Raw genomic sequence first — 18539 nt, 5'->3', positions numbered from 1 at the left:
GAACACTCATCGCAATAATCTTTCGTATAAGGAGGTGATCCAGCCCCAGGTTCCCCTAGGGCTACCTTGTTACGACTTCACCCCAGTCATGAACCACAAAGTGGTGAGCGTCCTCCCGAAGGTTAAACTACCCACTTCTTTTGCAGCCCACTCCCATGGTGTGACGGGCGGTGTGTACAAGGCCCGGGAACGTATTCACCGTAGCATTCTGATCTACGATTACTAGCGATTCCGACTTCATGGAGTCGAGTTGCAGACTCCAATCCGGACTACGACGCACTTTTTGGGATTCGCTCACCATCGCTGGTTGGCCGCCCTCTGTATGCGCCATTGTAGCACGTGTGTAGCCCTACTCGTAAGGGCCATGATGACTTGACGTCGTCCCCACCTTCCTCCGGTTTATCACCGGCAGTCTCCCTGGAGTTCCCGACATTACTCGCTGGCAAACAAGGATAAGGGTTGCGCTCGTTGCGGGACTTAACCCAACATTTCACAACACGAGCTGACGACAGCCATGCAGCACCTGTCTCAGAGTTCCCGAAGGCACCAAAGCATCTCTGCTAAGTTCTCTGGATGTCAAGAGTAGGTAAGGTTCTTCGCGTTGCATCGAATTAAACCACATGCTCCACCGCTTGTGCGGGCCCCCGTCAATTCATTTGAGTTTTAATCTTGCGACCGTACTCCCCAGGCGGTCTACTTAACGCGTTAGCTCCGAAAGCCACAGTTCAAGACCGCAACCTCCAAGTAGACATCGTTTACGGCGTGGACTACCAGGGTATCTAATCCTGTTTGCTCCCCACGCTTTCGCATCTGAGTGTCAGTATCTGTCCAGGGGGCCGCCTTCGCCACTGGTATTCCTTCAGATCTCTACGCATTTCACCGCTACACCTGAAATTCTACCCCCCTCTACAGTACTCTAGTGAATCAGTTTCAAATGACCTTCCGAGGTTGAGCCCCGGGCTTTCACATCTGACTTAATCCACCACCTGCATGCGCTTTACGCCCAGTAATTCCGATTAACGCTCGCACCCTCCGTATTACCGCGGCTGCTGGCACGGAGTTAGCCGGTGCTTCTTCTGCAGCTAACGTCAAGCAATGCAGTTATTAACTACACTACCTTCCTCACTGCTGAAAGTGCTTTACAACCCGAAGGCCTTCTTCACACACGCGGCATGGCTGCATCAGGGTTTCCCCCATTGTGCAATATTCCCCACTGCTGCCTCCCGTAGGAGTCTGGACCGTGTCTCAGTTCCAGTGTGGCTGATCATCCTCTCAGACCAGCTAGGGATCGTCGCCTTGGTAAGCCATTACCTTACCAACTAGCTAATCCCACCTAGGCGTATCCAATAGCGCAAGGCCCGAAGGTCCCCTGCTTTGCTCCAAAGAGAATATGCGGTATTAGCCATCGTTTCCAATGGTTATCCCCCTCTACTGGGCAACTTCCTAGGCATTACTCACCCGTCCGCCGCTCGTCAGCAAAGAAAGCAAGCTTTCTTTCTGTTACCGCTCGACTTGCATGTGTTAGGCCTGCCGCCAGCGTTCAATCTGAGCCATGATCAAACTCTTCAATTTAAGATTTTGTCGGCTCAATGAATACTGAACATTACATAAGTAATGTTTGAATTGACTGTGCCAAGTCCGAAGACTTGAATTGGTCACTCAGTTCATTGAAACCTAATTTGATACCGCTTTCCGTTAAGAAAGAAATATCTAATTTGATTATCATCAACGAGTGCCCACACAGATTGATAGGTTTATATTGTTAAAGAGCTTTGCTTTCAGTGCGTTAGCACTTAGGCAGGACGCGTATATTACGCTTTCTGCTTTGAAAGTCAACATAAAATTCTAAACTTTTTAGAACTCTATGGTGACTTGCTTATTTCATAAGCAAGTGCAGAAATAAAGCCCGGCGATGACCTACTCTCACATGGGGAAGCCCCACACTACCATCGGCGCAGTTGCGTTTCACTTCTGAGTTCGGCATGGAATCAGGTGGGTCCACAACGCTATGGTCGCCAAGCAAATTCTTCATCATAAAGTCATCGACTCTACGATTTAATTCGGAAAGCTGTTTTAAGTTCTATTACACATTCAATGTTCTAGTTTGAGTCCCACAAAAACCCTTTTGGTGTTGTATGGTTAAGCCTCACGGGCAATTAGTACAGGTTAGCTCAACGCCTCACAACGCTTACACACCCTGCCTATCAACGTTCTAGTCTCGAACAACCCTTAAGGACACATAAAGTGTCAGGGAAGACTCATCTCAGGGCTCGCTTCCCGCTTAGATGCTTTCAGCGGTTATCGATTCCGAACTTAGCTACCGGGCAATGCCATTGGCATGACAACCCGAACACCAGAGGTTCGTCCACTCCGGTCCTCTCGTACTAGGAGCAGCCCCCTTCAATCTTCCAACGCCCACGGCAGATAGGGACCGAACTGTCTCACGACGTTCTAAACCCAGCTCGCGTACCACTTTAAATGGCGAACAGCCATACCCTTGGGACCGACTTCAGCCCCAGGATGTGATGAGCCGACATCGAGGTGCCAAACACCGCCGTCGATATGAACTCTTGGGCGGTATCAGCCTGTTATCCCCGGAGTACCTTTTATCCGTTGAGCGATGGCCCTTCCATTCAGAACCACCGGATCACTATGACCTGCTTTCGCACCTGCTCGAATTGTCATTCTCGCAGTCAAGCGGGCTTATGCCATTGCACTAACCTCACGATGTCCAACCGTGATTAGCCCACCTTCGTGCTCCTCCGTTACTCTTTGGGAGGAGACCGCCCCAGTCAAACTACCCACCAGGCACTGTCCTCACCCCAGATAATGGGGCCAAGTTAGAACATCAACACTACAAGGGTGGTATTTCAAGGACGGCTCCACCACATCTAGCGACGCGGTTTCAAAGCCTCCCACCTATCCTACACATGTAGGGTCAATGTTCAGTGCCAAGCTGTAGTAAAGGTTCACGGGGTCTTTCCGTCTAGCCGCGGGTACACTGCATCTTCACAGCGATTTCAATTTCACTGAGTCTCGGGTGGAGACAGCGTGGCCATCATTACGCCATTCGTGCAGGTCGGAACTTACCCGACAAGGAATTTCGCTACCTTAGGACCGTTATAGTTACGGCCGCCGTTTACCGGGGCTTCGATCAAGAGCTTCGACCGAAGTCTAACCCCATCAATTAACCTTCCGGCACCGGGCAGGCGTCACACCGTATACGTCATCTTACGATTTAGCACAGTGCTGTGTTTTTAATAAACAGTTGCAGCCACCTGGTATCTGCGACTCCCAATAGCTCCATCCGCAAGGGACTTCACCGTCGAGAGCGTACCTTCTCCCGAAGTTACGGTACCATTTTGCCTAGTTCCTTCACCCGAGTTCTCTCAAGCGCCTTGGTATTCTCTACCCGACCACCTGTGTCGGTTTGGGGTACGATTCCTTACAATCTGAAGCTTAGAGGCTTTTCCTGGAAGCATGGCATCAATGACTTCACTACCGTAGTAGCTCGACATCGTGTCTCAGCCTTAAAGAGAGCCGGATTTACCTAACTCTCAAGCCTACGCACTTGAACCTGGACGACCGTCGCCAGGCCCACCTAGCCTTCTCCGTCCCCCCATCGCAATTGTAAGAAGTACGGGAATATTAACCCGTTTCCCATCGACTACGCCTTTCGGCCTCGCCTTAGGGGTCGACTTACCCTGCCCCGATTAACGTTGGACAGGAACCCTTGGTCTTCCGGCGAGGAGGTTTTTCACCCCCTTTATCGTTACTCATGTCAGCATTCGCACTTCTGATACCTCCAGCAGACCTTACAGTCCACCTTCAACGGCTTACAGAACGCTCCCCTACCCAATACAATAAATTGCATTGCCGCAGCTTCGGTTTATTACTTAGCCCCGTTACATCTTCCGCGCAGGCCGACTCGACTAGTGAGCTATTACGCTTTCTTTAAATGATGGCTGCTTCTAAGCCAACATCCTAGCTGTCTAAGCCTTCCCACATCGTTTCCCACTTAGTAATAATTTGGGACCTTAGCTGGCGGTCTGGGTTGTTTCCCTCTCCACGACGGACGTTAGCACCCGCCGTGTGTCTCCCGGATAGTACTTACTGGTATTCGGAGTTTGCAAAGGGTTGGTAAGTCGGGATGACCCCCTAGCCTTAACAGTGCTCTACCCCCAGTAGTATTCGTCCGAGGCGCTACCTAAATAGCTTTCGGGGAGAACCAGCTATCTCCAGGTTTGATTGGCCTTTCACCCCTAGCCACAAGTCATCCGCTAATTTTTCAACATTAGTCGGTTCGGTCCTCCAGTTGATGTTACTCAACCTTCAACCTGCCCATGGCTAGATCACCTGGTTTCGGGTCTATATCCAGAGACTGAACGCCCAGTTAAGACTCGGTTTCCCTACGGCTCCCCTAAACGGTTAACCTTGCCACTGAATATAAGTCGCTGACCCATTATACAAAAGGTACGCAGTCACACCACGAAGGTGCTCCTACTGCTTGTACGTACACGGTTTCAGGTTCTATTTCACTCCCCTCACAGGGGTTCTTTTCGCCTTTCCCTCACGGTACTGGTTCACTATCGGTCAGTCAGGAGTATTTAGCCTTGGAGGATGGTCCCCCCATGTTCAGACAGGATATCACGTGTCCCGCCTTACTCGATTTCACTTATGCTGCGCTGTCGGTTACGGGGCTATCACCCTGTATCGCGTGCCTTTCCAGACACTTCACCTGACGCAATAAAAGCTTAAGGGCTAACCCAATTTCGCTCGCCGCTACTTTCGGGATCTCGGTTGATTTCTTTTCCTCGGGGTACTTAGATGTTTCAGTTCCCCCGGTTCGCCTCATTAACCTATGTATTCAGTTAATGATACATGCTTATGCATGTGGGTTTCCCCATTCGGAAATCGTAGACTCAAGTGGCTTTTACTGCCTTATCTACGCTTATCGCAAGTTAATACGTCCTTCATCGCCTCTGACTGCCAAGGCATCCACCGTGTACGCTTAGTTACTTAACCATACAACCCAAAAGAGTTTTGTACGGTCAACACTAAAGGTGTCTCAATTTATTTAAACATGATTGAGACTGATAATTGCCGGACTCAAATATGAATAACTCGAAAGTTATTCCCAAGAACACTTGAATGTGTGTTGGTACCTAAATCAATACAGATTTAGGATTTGAGAACTTTTAATGAATAACATGAATCACATGTTATTCGTCAGCTTTCCAAATTGTTAAAGAGCATGTATTTCTTCTACTTAAAGAAGAAACCATTTTTAAATGTTCTCTTAAAGAGCACTTAAAGATGGTATCCCGTAGGGGAGTCGAACCCCTGTTACCGCCGTGAAAGGGCGGTGTCCTAGGCCTCTAGACGAACGGGACACTAGGCTAGCTTCTACTTTCATCAAATAGAAGTCACTCTCTTAACTTTACAAACCGTATCAATCTGTGTGAACACTCATCGCAATAATCTTTCGTATAAGGAGGTGATCCAGCCCCAGGTTCCCCTAGGGCTACCTTGTTACGACTTCACCCCAGTCATGAACCACAAAGTGGTGAGCGTCCTCCCGAAGGTTAAACTACCCACTTCTTTTGCAGCCCACTCCCATGGTGTGACGGGCGGTGTGTACAAGGCCCGGGAACGTATTCACCGTAGCATTCTGATCTACGATTACTAGCGATTCCGACTTCATGGAGTCGAGTTGCAGACTCCAATCCGGACTACGACGCACTTTTTGGGATTCGCTCACCATCGCTGGTTGGCCGCCCTCTGTATGCGCCATTGTAGCACGTGTGTAGCCCTACTCGTAAGGGCCATGATGACTTGACGTCGTCCCCACCTTCCTCCGGTTTATCACCGGCAGTCTCCCTGGAGTTCCCGACATTACTCGCTGGCAAACAAGGATAAGGGTTGCGCTCGTTGCGGGACTTAACCCAACATTTCACAACACGAGCTGACGACAGCCATGCAGCACCTGTCTCAGAGTTCCCGAAGGCACCAAAGCATCTCTGCTAAGTTCTCTGGATGTCAAGTGTAGGTAAGGTTCTTCGCGTTGCATCGAATTAAACCACATGCTCCACCGCTTGTGCGGGCCCCCGTCAATTCATTTGAGTTTTAATCTTGCGACCGTACTCCCCAGGCGGTCTACTTAACGCGTTAGCTCCGAAAGCCACAGTTCAAGACCGCAACCTCCAAGTAGACATCGTTTACGGCGTGGACTACCAGGGTATCTAATCCTGTTTGCTCCCCACGCTTTCGCATCTGAGTGTCAGTATCTGTCCAGGGGGCCGCCTTCGCCACTGGTATTCCTTCAGATCTCTACGCATTTCACCGCTACACCTGAAATTCTACCCCCCTCTACAGTACTCTAGTGAATCAGTTTCAAATGACCTTCCGAGGTTGAGCCCCGGGCTTTCACATCTGACTTAATCCACCACCTGCATGCGCTTTACGCCCAGTAATTCCGATTAACGCTCGCACCCTCCGTATTACCGCGGCTGCTGGCACGGAGTTAGCCGGTGCTTCTTCTGCAGCTAACGTCAAGCAATGCAGTTATTAACTACACTACCTTCCTCACTGCTGAAAGTGCTTTACAACCCGAAGGCCTTCTTCACACACGCGGCATGGCTGCATCAGGGTTTCCCCCATTGTGCAATATTCCCCACTGCTGCCTCCCGTAGGAGTCTGGACCGTGTCTCAGTTCCAGTGTGGCTGATCATCCTCTCAGACCAGCTAGGGATCGTCGCCTTGGTGAGCCATTACCTCACCAACTAGCTAATCCCACCTAGGCGTATCCAATAGCGCAAGGCCCGAAGGTCCCCTGCTTTGCTCCGAAGAGAGTATGCGGTATTAGCCATCGTTTCCAATGGTTATCCCCCTCTACTGGGCAACTTCCTAGGCATTACTCACCCGTCCGCCGCTCGTCAGCAAAGAAAGCAAGCTTTCTTTCTGTTACCGCTCGACTTGCATGTGTTAGGCCTGCCGCCAGCGTTCAATCTGAGCCATGATCAAACTCTTCAATTTAAGATTTTGTCGGCTCAATGAATACTGAACATTACATAAAGTAATGTTTGAATTGACTGTGCTGAGTCTTTCGACTCGTTGGTCACTTCGTTTCATTGAAACCTAATTTGAAGCCGAAGCTTCTAATTTGATTATCATCAACGAGTGCCCACACAGATTGATAGGTTTATATTGTTAAAGAGCAGTTCCTTACAACTTGTCGCTTTCAGCGCTTCGTTGCTAGGGGTGCGTATAGTACGCTTATCTTTTAGAGAGTCAAGAACTTATTTCATTTCTTTTTCTCTTCCAACACTTCAATTTCTGCGTGACTTGCGTCTCACTCCGTGTCGGTGAGGCGGCATTATAGGGAGAAATAAAATCATGACAAGCCTTTTTTTCAAATTTCTTTTTGTTCGCTTAATAATGCATCAAAGTCACTAAATTCGAATAAAATTACAACATTTGAGATGTATCACACCGATCTATTGGAAAAATTTCAGCCATGTACGTAAGATTCTTGTGTCTATTTTGTTAAAAGTAGTCTTTTTATTTCTGTTACCTAACTTGTAGTATTCAAATATGAACTCAAATAAATCGTCTTTATTGATAATCGCTCTAGCTATAATTGGCGGCATTATATTCTGGCAGGTTTACTTACCTCCAGCAGCTACGTTCGTTATTGGTGTTATCGCTGCCACTTTTGTTCTTAAACTTTCTTGCGCCAATGGCAGTTCTAGCTCATCGAGCTCTGCATCCACAAAAACTCTGTATGTAGGCAACCTACCATACAAAGCAAATGAGTCTCACGTCAGAGAGCTATTTGCTAAACACGGAGAAGTCTTCGCTGTTCGTTTAATGAAAGATAAGCGTACGGGGAAAAGAAGAGGGTTCGGTTTCGTTGTGATGGCAAGCGCCGATATTAACAATGCTATCGATGCCTTAAATGAGCAGGATTATATGCAGAGAACATTAAAAGTTCGCATTGCCAATGATCCTAAACACCCTGAATCGGAAATATCTTCACAGGACTAAAGCCAAGTTTGTGGAGAGAATTATTTAGTGCGCCTTCTTGCCAAGTTGGCGCGGTACTGTAAATGAGGTGTGGCCTTTGAGCAGGTTTTGTTGTCGCCTCTAATTGCAGAATCAAAGCTTTGACCCTTCGTGCAATTGCCTCACCCGAGTCCACTAGCGTAACCCCTTTTCCTAAAGCTTGTCCTATCTCCTCTTTGATTAGAGGAAAATGAGTGCATCCCAACACAGCAACATCAACGCGATTACAAATTGGCTCCAACAACTGACTTAACTCCTGAGAGTCAACGGCTTTACCACGTAGTTTCTGTTCTGCCATATCAACCAATTTCGTCGAGCCCAGCATCTCTACCGTTTTTCCATTAGCAAAATCACGAACCAGTTCTTTTGTGTACTTCCTCGTGATCGTTGCAGGCGTGGCAATTAATGCAACTGAGTCGTTAGATAGAAGAGAAGCGGGTTTAATCGCTGGAACTACTCCGACTACAGGGATAGTCAATTGTTCTCTAAGTTTTGGTAGAACAATCGTGCTGGCAGTATTGCAAGCAATAACTACCAAATCGATTTGATGCTTTTGGGTATGCTGCAAAACAATTTGGTTCACTCTAGCTAAGAGTATTTCTGGCGAGAGCTCTCCATATGGGTACGCTTCATTATCGAATACATATACGTAGTTCAAGTTAGGAAGCATAGCTTGTATTTCTTGAAATACCGATAAGCCACCGACTCCAGAGTCAAAAACTAAAACGTTGTATGTTGAAGATGTATTCACTTAAAGAACCCAAAACAAAAGACAGGAGGATCATACCGACTCTATCAAATTTGGCAATCCACTCCTGTCAACTTGCCGCTAACTAGAAATCGTATGTAGCACTCACATAGTAATTACGACCAGGCGTCGCGTAACCATCTACTGTTTCATAGTTTGTGTTGAAAACATTGCCGATTTTGCCAGCAACGGATAAGTTATCATTCACATAATAAGTGGTCGCAAAATCCACCAGCGAATAAGGGTCGAGCAATTCAGTGTTAGCCGAATCACTATATCTCTTTCCTTGATAAAGATAGCTTAGCTCAAGCTGCCAATTCGCTAACATATAGCTAGCATTCCACTTAGCGCTATTTTTTGCTCTTTGTGCTAACTCATTCCCTGAAGATTTGTCTTCGGTATCTAAATAGTCGTAAGACACTTCATTGTAAATTGGACCAGTTTGAAACTTTCCTACTATCTCATAACCAGTGATCGCAGCCTCACCGACATTAACCATCGTCGAACCATTACTGGTAATCATGTCTTTTACAAGGCTATGGTAAGCAGATAAACGTACGTTGATGAGGCTTAAGTTTGATTCGACTGCAAGCTCTCCACCGGTTGTTTTTTCTGGTTTTAAGTCTGGGTTTCCCTTATAGCCATATTGATCTGGCCAGTAGAGATCATTAAAAGTAGGTGCCTTAAAAGAGGTACCATAACTTCCGGTTAAGCGTGTTGCGTCAGTTAGCCTGTACCCCGAAGCCAGTTGGTAGGTGGTAAAGTTACCATAGGCGCTATTGTCATCAAAGCGCACATTCACTTCTGATGAAGCCTTACCCTTTTTGATTCGAGCACCCGTATAAGCGGCAGAGTTATTACGACTATTTTGAGTATACTGAGTTGAAGTGTTCTCAACTTTATCCTGATACCATTCTGCCCCCCCAAGCAATGCTAAAGCTTTACTTAGCGTATATACGTTTTTCCAGTCAGTTGAGTAACGATTCGTACTAATCGTGGATGAAGATGTTCCTCCCAAGAACTCGGTACTGTCTTGGTTCGTGGCAACAGTCAGCGTGCTTGACAGCAATTCTTTCTTATACTGTCCAACAAGTCCAAGCGCATATTGATCTGCTTTGCTATTGTCAGAAGAACCCACCCAACCATCTGTGTCATAATAGGTATGCTGCCTTTGATAGTACCCATTAGCCTTTAAGGTTAAATAATCGGTTTTCTTAATTCCTGTATCAACGGTCAGATACTGAGTATTAAACCCGTCATCATCTGCATCTTGCGGATTAGTACTGTTAGGCTGAATATTATATCCACGCTCTGCTTGATGGGTTGCAGAGATGTTTAACCATGCTCGGTTGTCGTCACTTGTTGCTGCAGTATTAGCACTAAGATTGTACAGTCCGTAGCTACCTAACCCTGCACTAACAGAGCTTGAGCCATCAACGCCACTGGTTGTGATGATATTAATGACACCAGCTACCGCATCTGAACCATAAACAGCAGCCTCTGGTCCTTGCAGTACTTCTATTCTTTGCACGCCACTCAATGGAATTGCGGCTAAATTTGCAGCCCCTGATGTCGCGCTGCCTATACGCACACCATTCATCAACACAAGAATATTTTTTGTGGCTCGTCCGCGGATAAACACGGATTGGTTTTGCCCTATCCCGCCACTATTCGACACTTGAATACCCGGCAGCCGTTGCAGAACTTGCGTCAAAGACTTCGCTTGAATTGCATTAATATCTTGCTTGGTAATGATTTCGACCGGAGCAATCAGATCACTCACTTGGTCTTCAAAAGGATTGGCAGTAACGACCATGGTCTGGTTGGCCGAGATTGACTGGTTAACAGAATCTGTATTTGCGTAGGTAAACGGCGCAACGCATAACAGCGATCCCACTGCGACCGTCAGTTTTGATTTGTTCATTTGAATTGTAAGTCCTATAACGCGTTATACTCACTGAACCTAAAGTAAGTAACTTTTTATAGGCTCAGCTGCTGGCTGGTATTCGGACTTAAGAGCACTACCAAAGCTTGGCAACCTACGGCTAGACTTCCCGCAAAATATGCAGTGTCAAATAAGCCTTCGTTCTCTATTACCGCTGCGCGTCAGTTCTGGATTCACACCAGATTCCCATTTCAGCCATCTAAACCGCTAGATGGCACCAACTGAGGCAAGATACTATTGGTATGAGACATTTTTGTCCATATTAAGTTGCTAAATACTTCCAAGCTCTTGTTAATCATTTCAATTTTAAAGCCATAATATTTTGAATTTATTAGACTTGATGAAATTTAGTGGCAGTAAGTGGCTAACAATACTAGACATAAAGACAAGATTGACTAAGATCTGCGCTCTCAAAGAAGATGCTCCACCCAATATAGAGGCAAAAAATGGCGACACCTGAAATGACACCAGAGAACTATGTAATTCAGCTTGAAGAGAAAAAGCAACGTATGCAAGCAATGTTCGCTCCTTTTTCTGCACCTGAGGTGGAAGCGTTTGAGTCTCCGATCCAGCACTATCGGATGCGCGCAGAGTTTCGTGTGTGGCATGAGGGTGAAGATCTTTACTACGTCATGTTCAATCAAGAGACGCGTGAAAAATATCGCGTTGATCAATTCCCCACTGCTAGCCTTCTTATTAATCAGCTAATGCCAGTATTAATTGAGGAGTTAAAGCCAAACAAAAGCTTGCGCCACAAGCTTTTCCAAGTGGACTTTTTATCGACCTTAAGTGGTGAAATACTTGTCTCCCTTCTTTACCACAAGCAGCTTGATGAAGAATGGAATGAGCAAGCCAAGCAGCTTAAGAGCAAGCTGGTAGAAAAAGGCTTCAACCTGAACCTTATCGGCCGAGCAAGGAAGATGAAGGTTGTGCTCGATAAAGATTATGTTGTCGAGTCTTTAAATGTTTTTGGCAAAGAGTACATTTACCAACAAGTAGAAAATAGCTTCACTCAGCCAAATGGTAAAGTTGCTGAGAAAATGCTGGAGTGGGCTGTAGATTGCACCAAAGATAGTCAAGGCGATTTACTCGAGCTGTATTGCGGTAACGGCAACTTCTCACTTGCACTGGCGCAAAACTTCGACCGTGTGCTAGCAACGGAGCTCGCCAAACCATCAGTAAACTCAGCTCAATACAATATTGCGGCAAACAAAATCGATAACGTGCAAATTATCAGAATGTCAGCAGAGGAATTTACTGAAGCGATGGAAGGCAAAAGAGAGTTTCGTCGCTTGAAGCAAGCTGGCGTGGATTTAAAAAGCTACAACTGCCAGACCATTTTTGTCGATCCACCGAGAGCGGGTATGGATATCGATACTTGTAAAATGGTTCAGGGCTACTCTCGCATTCTATATATTTCTTGTAACCCAGATACGTTGCTGGAGAACTTGAAAGTGTTAGGGGAAACACATGCTATCACTCGCTTTGCGCTGTTTGATCAGTTCCCATACACGCACCATATTGAAGCTGGGGTTTTGCTTGAGCGTAAAGCTTAACCTTGATTAGAAAATATAAAAAACGAGCCCATGAAAGCGGCTCGTTTTTTTATTTCTAGTATAAGTAACTATTCAACTTCTTCTTTTTTCTTATGGGATAAGAAACCAAGCTTGTAGCCTATCCAGAGTATTAAGACTAAAGATATGATGATGGCCAAAAAGTTCGACCCTTCATTCGGATACTGAGCTTTGATGAAAGCAGCATGCCCAAAGGCACCCACCAAAAAGCAAGCCAGCCCTAATAAAGGAATATCTTCAGAAACGGGGTTCTTTAGATACTCTTGGTAAAGTGCTTGCAACGCTAGCACTATGGCAATCCATGGAAATATAGAGAAATGCACTTCACTCATTGTCATTGAAGACAAAATAGCGTCACCACATAAACCAGCAATTAACGCCAGTACTAATGTCTTCTTCTCTGAACCACGATTAACTGGGGTGTTTTCGTTCGACATCAATTTTAATTCCTCTTAATCGATTACGTTCACGTTCTTTACGATACCAATACGCACCTTTCGCGATCATGCGCAATTGTAATATCAACCTATCCGCCAACTCTTCTCGTTCTGACTTATTTAAATCTAATGCTTCTGCTCCAGAGCTAAATACTAAGGTTACAGAAGCTTCTGCTTGAATTGTTGCTTCATCCCTACCCATTCCAGAACTAATCAAGAACTCTGCAAGCTCTGCTGAAAAGTGCTGGATTTCACGAGCAACCGCGCTACGAAACGCAAAAGTGGTTCCCGAGCGCTCACGTAAGAGTAAACGAAACACATTCGGCTGGCATTCAATAAACTCCATAAACGTGTCTACGGACGTTTTTATTACACTGCCCCCTTTGACGATCCTTTGTCTAGCCTGACGCATAAGCTGTCGCAATATCAATCCACCTTCATCGACCATGGTTAAACCAAGTTCATCCATATCTTTGAAGTGACGATAAAAAGAAGTAGGCGCAATCCCGGCTTCTCGAGAAACCTCCCGAAGACTAAGATTTGAAAAGCTTCTATCTGCACTAAGCTGATTGAATGCGGCATCAATGAGCGATCGTCGAGTCTTCTCTTTTTGCTGTGCTCTTATTCCCATAATTAGTCGTTTAATTAAGCTGTATTGATCAGAATTGGCAAAAGTTAAAGTCTGGAAACTTATTTAAGTCAACAGAGCCTTATACTGACTCAGTAAGCAGACAAATTAAACCGTGCAAATTATATTTTGCAATCATTTCACCTCGCTTTGGAGAACTTTAGCAAATCCTAGGCTAGAGATTCGAGCTTAGGCGTGATCCCACCGATGCTATCCAATGCTGATCTTTTACCCTTTTTCATCCTTCCGCTAGAATCTTGCTACGGCCCTGTTAGGCAATAAAAATTAAGGAAAAAATATGGCACAGACTACTCACTTTGATGTAATTGTGATTGGCAGTGGGCCTGGTGGTGAAGGTGCTGCCATGGGGTTAACGAAAGCCGGACTCAATGTTGCCATTATCGAAAAAGAATCCAGTGTCGGTGGCGGCTGTACTCACTGGGGCACCATCCCCTCGAAGTCTCTTCGACACGCAGTCAGTCGAATCATAGAATTCAACAGCAACCCTCTTTTTTGCCAAAACAATACCAGCCTACACACGACCTTCTCGAACATTCTCAGTCACGCTAAAACGGTTATCGATAAGCAAACAAGGTTGCGTCAAGGGTTTTACGATCGGAACCAGTGCACCTTGCTGTTTGGGACTGCGAACTTTGTCGATACACATACCGTTTGTGTCACTCAAGCTGATTCAAGCTCAGAGTTATATACCGCTGATAAGTTTGTAATTGCGACAGGCTCTCGCCCATACCAGCCGAAAGATGTCGATTTTGACCACGACAGAATTTACGATAGCGACTCCATCTTGAGCCTCGAACATGACCCAAGGCATATCATCATCTACGGCGCTGGCGTAATTGGCTGTGAATATGCGTCGATATTCCGAGGCCTTGGCGTGAAAACAGATCTCATCAACACTCGAGATCGATTGCTATCCTTCTTAGACAACGAAACATCAGATGCACTGTCCTATCACTTTTGGAATAGTGGTGTAGTTATTCGCAACGATGAAACCTACGCAAAAATTGAAGGCACTGATGACGGCGTTGTTATCCATTTGGAGTCTGGCAAAAAGATGCGTGCAGATTGCTTGCTTTACGCGAACGGCCGAACGGGTAACACTGATAAGCTGAGCCTAGAGGTAGTTGGCTTGCAGCCTGATTCAAGGGGACAAGTTTCAGTAAATAGCAATTACCAAACGGATATCGACCATATCTACGCTGTGGGCGATGTGATTGGCTACCCTAGCCTTGCGAGTGCTGCTTACGATCAAGGCCGTTTTGTGGCGCAAGCGATTACACAAGGCCAAGCGCAAGGTCACCTGATTGATGATATTCCTACTGGCATTTATACCATTCCTGAAATTAGCTCTGTTGGAAAAACCGAACAAGAGCTTACCGCTGCCAAAATACCTTATGAGGTAGGCCGCTCTTCATTTAAGCACTTAGCACGTGCGCAAATTGCAGGCAAAGATATCGGGAGTTTGAAGATACTGTTTCACCGTGAAACTAAAGAGATTTTGGGTATACACTGCTTTGGTGAACGTGCCGCAGAAATTATTCACATTGGCCAAGCCATTATGGAACAAAAAGGTGAAGCTAATACCATTGAGTATTTTGTAAATACTACCTTTAACTACCCTACGATGGCCGAAGCCTATCGGGTTGCTGCGCTTAATGGCTTAAATCGACTGTTCTAAACCATATTTTCTTCAAGTGTGGGCCAAAAACATATTGGCCCGCCACTGAGTAAAAAACACCTTCGCTAGGGTAAACCCTCGCAAGGCCATGAAAGACAACATGGCTAACCACAAAGCATGGTTTTCCCAAGATATTGCGACTAAGTAAACAGCAAAATATCCACACATCGATATAAACATGCTATTTCGCATATACTTCCCTTTCGTGGCTCCGATAAAAATCCCATCGAGTAGGAAACACCACATAGAAATCAATGGCATTGCGATTAACCAAGGTAGATAAATCTGCGCAGTCTCTTTCACTCTATCAATACTGGTCATAAGGCTTATCAAATCACGGCCAAACACTGCAAATACAAATGTTAGAACAATACAGATCAGCAAACTCCAAAATAAAATGCCTATCATTGAGCCGGTAAGCTGATCTTTTCTTCGTCCTCCAACCGCTTTGCCAACCATTGCTTCCATGGCATACGCAAAGCCATCTAACCCATAAGAAATTATCATCAAAAAGCTCATTAGCACAGCATTGGCTGCCACGACGTTATCGCCAAAGCTTGCCGCTCTGAACACCATAAAGCTGAACGCTGCTTGTAAAAACAGTGAGCGAAGAAATATATCTCGGTTTAACTTAACAAAGCGACTGATGCCACTACTAGCCGACGAGATAAGAAGAAAGGGAGAAGGTAGATGTTTTATCTTCCATGTGAAGTAAACACAAGATAGGCCAAATGCGAAACTGACATAATCCGCAATAATAGAAGCAAAAGCGACTCCCTGGACTTTCCACCCAAAGCCAACGACAAACAGTAAGTCTAAAGCTATGTTGGTCACATTGGCGATAATCACCATCCACATCGGAGATCGCGAGTTTTGCGTACCAAGAAGCCAACCAAGTAATACAAAATTCGCCAGTGCCGCAGGCGCACCCCATGCTCGAATTGCAAAGTACTCGGCTCCATAGTGTTTAACCTCTTCACTAGCGTCGCTGAAAGAAAAAATGACTTGTGATATCCACGAGTGTAACAGCAGGAAAATAGCTGCAAGAATTAGTGCCATCAATAAGCCTTGCACTAAAGTCATTGCTAGCTGGCGCTTATCGTTCGCTCCAAAAGATTGTGCGGTAATGCCTGTTGTAGACATCCTTAAGAAACCAAGCAACCAAAACGCCACGCTGATCATGGTGCTTCCAAGTGATACTCCCCCTAAATACCAAGCATGAGATAAGTGCCCTATTACCGCGGAGTCAACCATTCCCAAGAGGGGAACGGTAATATTGGAAAGAACCATAGGAATGGCAAGAACTAAGACTTGTTTATGAAGCTGCCTATCGGACAAAGTTATAAAGATTTTAGATATCACACTCACCTCTCATTCGAAAGGTGAGTGTAACTTCTTCACCAGCGAAGCTGAACTATTATTGGTGTCAATCGATACTTAATAGAAGGAAATTTACTGATTATGCGCTGCCAAAACGTCCACCTTTGACAGCAACGATCTATTGGTGATATCACGCTAACATCTTGCGCCCAAGGCAATACCCTTAGCATTTCCCTTTTTACATCACTGTATCCATGAACGTAGTACTCAGAGCCCAGAGTCTTGCCCAACTTGCTTTGCGTAAGATCTCCTGCCATCACTAAACACGCAGAAGCTCTCTCAAAGTGACAAGCAATCCCTTGAACAAATCGTGCGACTTCACTTTTATCACAGTCGAGCAGCGCATGCTCACAAATTACCATAACTGGACTTTGAGTGGGTATGTTTAACCCATCCAGCCACTCAAGGTTCTTAATGTCACCTTTGTGGTAAAAATATCGCTCACTAGAGTGAAACAGTTTTTTGCGCCAAGTTAGGTTTTCGCTCGCATCAAGCTCAACCCAATGGCAAAGCCCGTTATCCACTCGATAAAACCGAGTATCTAGCCCTGCACCAACATTAATGATCCATGCTGAAGGGTGGCGAGCAAGGAATTGTGATATTTGTCTATCGATAGAAGATGTTAATGTGGAGTGGAGAAGTTGCTTTTGTGAAACATTGCCTGAGAGACAACCTTTCGCCATAGCACAACGCTGACAGGCTATGGCGGCGATTGGGTCATACACAATTCCATCTTTGGCTAAGCTCTCTTGGCTACGAAACCAAAGTGGCTTAAGCAAGCGAGCTGGAATTTTGAGTTTACTTCGATTTTTGTGGTGCAAATTAGTCATTATCAGTATCCATGGATAACCACAGATAGATGATAATGAATATCATTTACAAAATCAAGTTATTGAGAATAATTATCAGGTAAAGGCTTACATCCAATCAGAATTTCGAATAATTCCAACAGCTAAACCTTCAATCTCCATGTATTGAGAAGTTAAATCAACTTTGATTGGTGAATAAGACTCGTTTTCAGCGTGAAGCAATACTGTCGAGCCTTTTCTTTCTAAGCGCTTAACCGTAACGTCGTCCTCAACCCTTGCTACGACCACTTGCCCATCGCGTACATCTTGTGTTTTATGTACAGCTAACAGATCGCCATCCATAATCCCAATGTCTTTCATACTATCGCCTTGAACACGTAGTAAGAAATCAGCCTGAGGTTTAAACATACTCGCATCAACTTGATAGTGTGTTTCAACGTGCTCTTGAGCCAAGATAGGTTCTCCCGCTGCCACTTGCCCTATCAGTGGTAACCCATCTTCTTCAGACTGATCAAGTAAGATTCGAATACCTCTTGAAGCCCCAGGGATAATTTCGATTGCCTGTTTCTTTGCTAGCGCTTTTAGGTGCTCTTCCGCTGCATTTGCAGATCGAAAGCCTAACTCTCGTGCAATTTCCGCTCGTGTTGGCGGCATACCTGTTTCATCAATTTTACTTTTAATTAGATCGAATACTTGTTGTTGACGGGGCGTTAAGGGCTTCATAGGTCACCTGTTTTTTTATACAGTCAACTGTGAGTATATACAGTGGCATAACAAAATGAAAGCCAATTAGCTGTTTTTTAGCCACTTTAATTCTCAAAAAAACAGGATTGAGATCCAAATAAACCCAGTGATTAACATCATAATCAAAACCGCAGCCGACCCCATATCTTTAGCTCTACCTGCTAGTTCATGGTGCTCTGCCCCTATTCGGTCTACGACCGCTTCAACAGCACTGTTAAGTAGTTCGACAACCATAATTAGAGCAACAGATGAGACCATAAGTAACCGTTCAACAAGGGTCACATCTACCCAAAAGGCGATAGGGATCAAAATGATAGCTAGGAAAATTTCTTGACGAAATGCCGCTTCGTTTATAAATGCAGAACGAATCCCTTGGCAAGAGTAGACAAATGCATTGCATATCCGCTTTAAACCTGTTGCACCTGTTTTTGACACTGAGCATTCCTCAAAGTTATCTGAATTAAACACGAAATGTTTGCTAAGATTTTAGATCAATAGCTGTTTTAGATAT

Annotated in this window: 11 protein-coding genes, 1 tRNA gene, 4 rRNA genes and 1 riboswitch; of the genes, 3 read left to right on the top strand and 13 right to left on the bottom strand. The window is 45.4% G+C overall.

Annotated features, from left to right (window positions below):
* Positions 1–27: 27 nt before the first annotated feature.
* The 5 genes from L7A31_RS20430 to L7A31_RS20410 all read right to left on the bottom strand — a co-directional run bounded on the left by L7A31_RS20430 (position 28) and on the right by L7A31_RS20410 (position 7035).
* Positions 28–1572: ribosomal RNA gene (locus L7A31_RS20430) — 16S ribosomal RNA — on the bottom strand.
* A 332-nt stretch (positions 1573–1904) separates the two neighbouring features.
* A 5S ribosomal RNA gene (gene rrf, locus L7A31_RS20425) occupies positions 1905–2020 on the bottom strand.
* A 115-nt stretch (positions 2021–2135) separates the two neighbouring features.
* Positions 2136–5025 (bottom strand): 23S ribosomal RNA (locus L7A31_RS20420).
* A 292-nt stretch (positions 5026–5317) separates the two neighbouring features.
* A tRNA-Glu gene (locus tag L7A31_RS20415) sits at positions 5318–5393 on the bottom strand.
* Between the two features lie 97 nt (positions 5394–5490).
* Positions 5491–7035, bottom strand: a 16S ribosomal RNA gene (locus L7A31_RS20410).
* Together the 16S, 23S and 5S rRNA genes with 1 tRNA gene alongside form the textbook arrangement of a ribosomal RNA operon.
* A gap of 558 nt (positions 7036–7593) precedes the next feature.
* On the opposite strand from L7A31_RS20410, the gene L7A31_RS20405 reads away from it, so the two are divergent.
* Positions 7594–8046, top strand: a complete 453-nt coding sequence (locus L7A31_RS20405; RefSeq protein ID WP_237363655.1) for an RNA recognition motif domain-containing protein — start codon at positions 7594–7596, stop codon at positions 8044–8046.
* Here L7A31_RS20405 and murI read toward each other — a convergent pair.
* The gene (gene murI / locus L7A31_RS20400; RefSeq protein WP_237363654.1) at positions 8009–8815 is read right to left on the bottom strand and encodes a glutamate racemase; all 807 of its coding nucleotides are present in this window, start codon (positions 8813–8815) and stop codon (positions 8009–8011) included. The two genes, L7A31_RS20405 and murI, sit on opposite strands and share 38 nt — an antisense overlap.
* 82 nt (positions 8816–8897) lie before the next feature.
* Positions 8898–10736: a TonB-dependent receptor domain-containing protein gene (locus tag L7A31_RS20395; RefSeq protein WP_237363653.1), complete on the bottom strand. Its 1839-nt coding sequence runs from the start codon at positions 10734–10736 to the stop codon at positions 8898–8900.
* A 56-nt stretch (positions 10737–10792) separates the two neighbouring features.
* Positions 10793–10994: riboswitch (cobalamin riboswitch) on the bottom strand.
* Between the two features lie 209 nt (positions 10995–11203).
* Here L7A31_RS20395 and trmA point away from each other — a divergent pair.
* On the top strand, positions 11204–12313 hold the full coding sequence (trmA, locus tag L7A31_RS20390) for a tRNA (uridine(54)-C5)-methyltransferase TrmA (RefSeq protein ID WP_237363652.1): 1110 nt from the start codon (positions 11204–11206) through the stop codon (positions 12311–12313).
* Between the two features lie 68 nt (positions 12314–12381).
* Here trmA and L7A31_RS20385 read toward each other — a convergent pair whose 3' ends face one another.
* Positions 12382–12768: a YijD family membrane protein gene (locus L7A31_RS20385; protein WP_237363651.1), complete on the bottom strand. Its 387-nt coding sequence runs from the start codon at positions 12766–12768 to the stop codon at positions 12382–12384.
* Positions 12743–13399: an HTH-type transcriptional repressor FabR gene (gene fabR / locus L7A31_RS20380; protein ID WP_237363650.1), complete on the bottom strand. Its 657-nt coding sequence runs from the start codon at positions 13397–13399 to the stop codon at positions 12743–12745. The genes L7A31_RS20385 and fabR overlap by 26 nt, the downstream gene beginning before the upstream one ends.
* A 295-nt stretch (positions 13400–13694) precedes the next feature.
* Here fabR and sthA point away from each other — a divergent pair, with 295 nt between their 5' ends.
* The gene (gene sthA, locus L7A31_RS20375; RefSeq protein WP_237363649.1) at positions 13695–15095 is read left to right on the top strand and encodes a Si-specific NAD(P)(+) transhydrogenase; all 1401 of its coding nucleotides are present in this window, start codon (positions 13695–13697) and stop codon (positions 15093–15095) included.
* Positions 15096–15107: 12 nt separating this feature from the next.
* Here sthA and dinF read toward each other — a convergent pair whose 3' ends face one another.
* The 4 genes from dinF to L7A31_RS20355 form a co-directional block, all read right to left on the bottom strand.
* Positions 15108–16457: an MATE family efflux transporter DinF gene (dinF, locus tag L7A31_RS20370; protein ID WP_237363648.1), complete on the bottom strand. Its 1350-nt coding sequence runs from the start codon at positions 16455–16457 to the stop codon at positions 15108–15110.
* Positions 16458–16492: 35 nt separating this feature from the next.
* The gene (locus tag L7A31_RS20365; RefSeq protein ID WP_237363647.1) at positions 16493–17305 is read right to left on the bottom strand and encodes a class I SAM-dependent methyltransferase; all 813 of its coding nucleotides are present in this window, start codon (positions 17303–17305) and stop codon (positions 16493–16495) included.
* Between the two features lie 87 nt (positions 17306–17392).
* Positions 17393–18007 (bottom strand): transcriptional repressor LexA, encoded by a 615-nt coding sequence (gene lexA, locus L7A31_RS20360; protein WP_237363646.1) that lies wholly within the window; start codon positions 18005–18007, stop codon positions 17393–17395.
* A gap of 93 nt (positions 18008–18100) precedes the next feature.
* A complete protein-coding gene (locus L7A31_RS20355; protein ID WP_237363645.1) occupies positions 18101–18463 on the bottom strand; it encodes a diacylglycerol kinase in 363 nt (120 codons plus the stop codon).
* Positions 18464–18539: the final 76 nt, after the last annotated feature.

Source organism: Vibrio marisflavi CECT 7928 (assembly GCF_921294215.1).
In the GTDB taxonomy this organism is placed as follows: Bacteria; Pseudomonadota; Gammaproteobacteria; order Enterobacterales; family Vibrionaceae; genus Vibrio; species Vibrio marisflavi.
The sequence above is the reverse complement of the archived record's forward strand: the minus strand, read 5'-3'. Positions and strand labels throughout refer to the sequence as shown.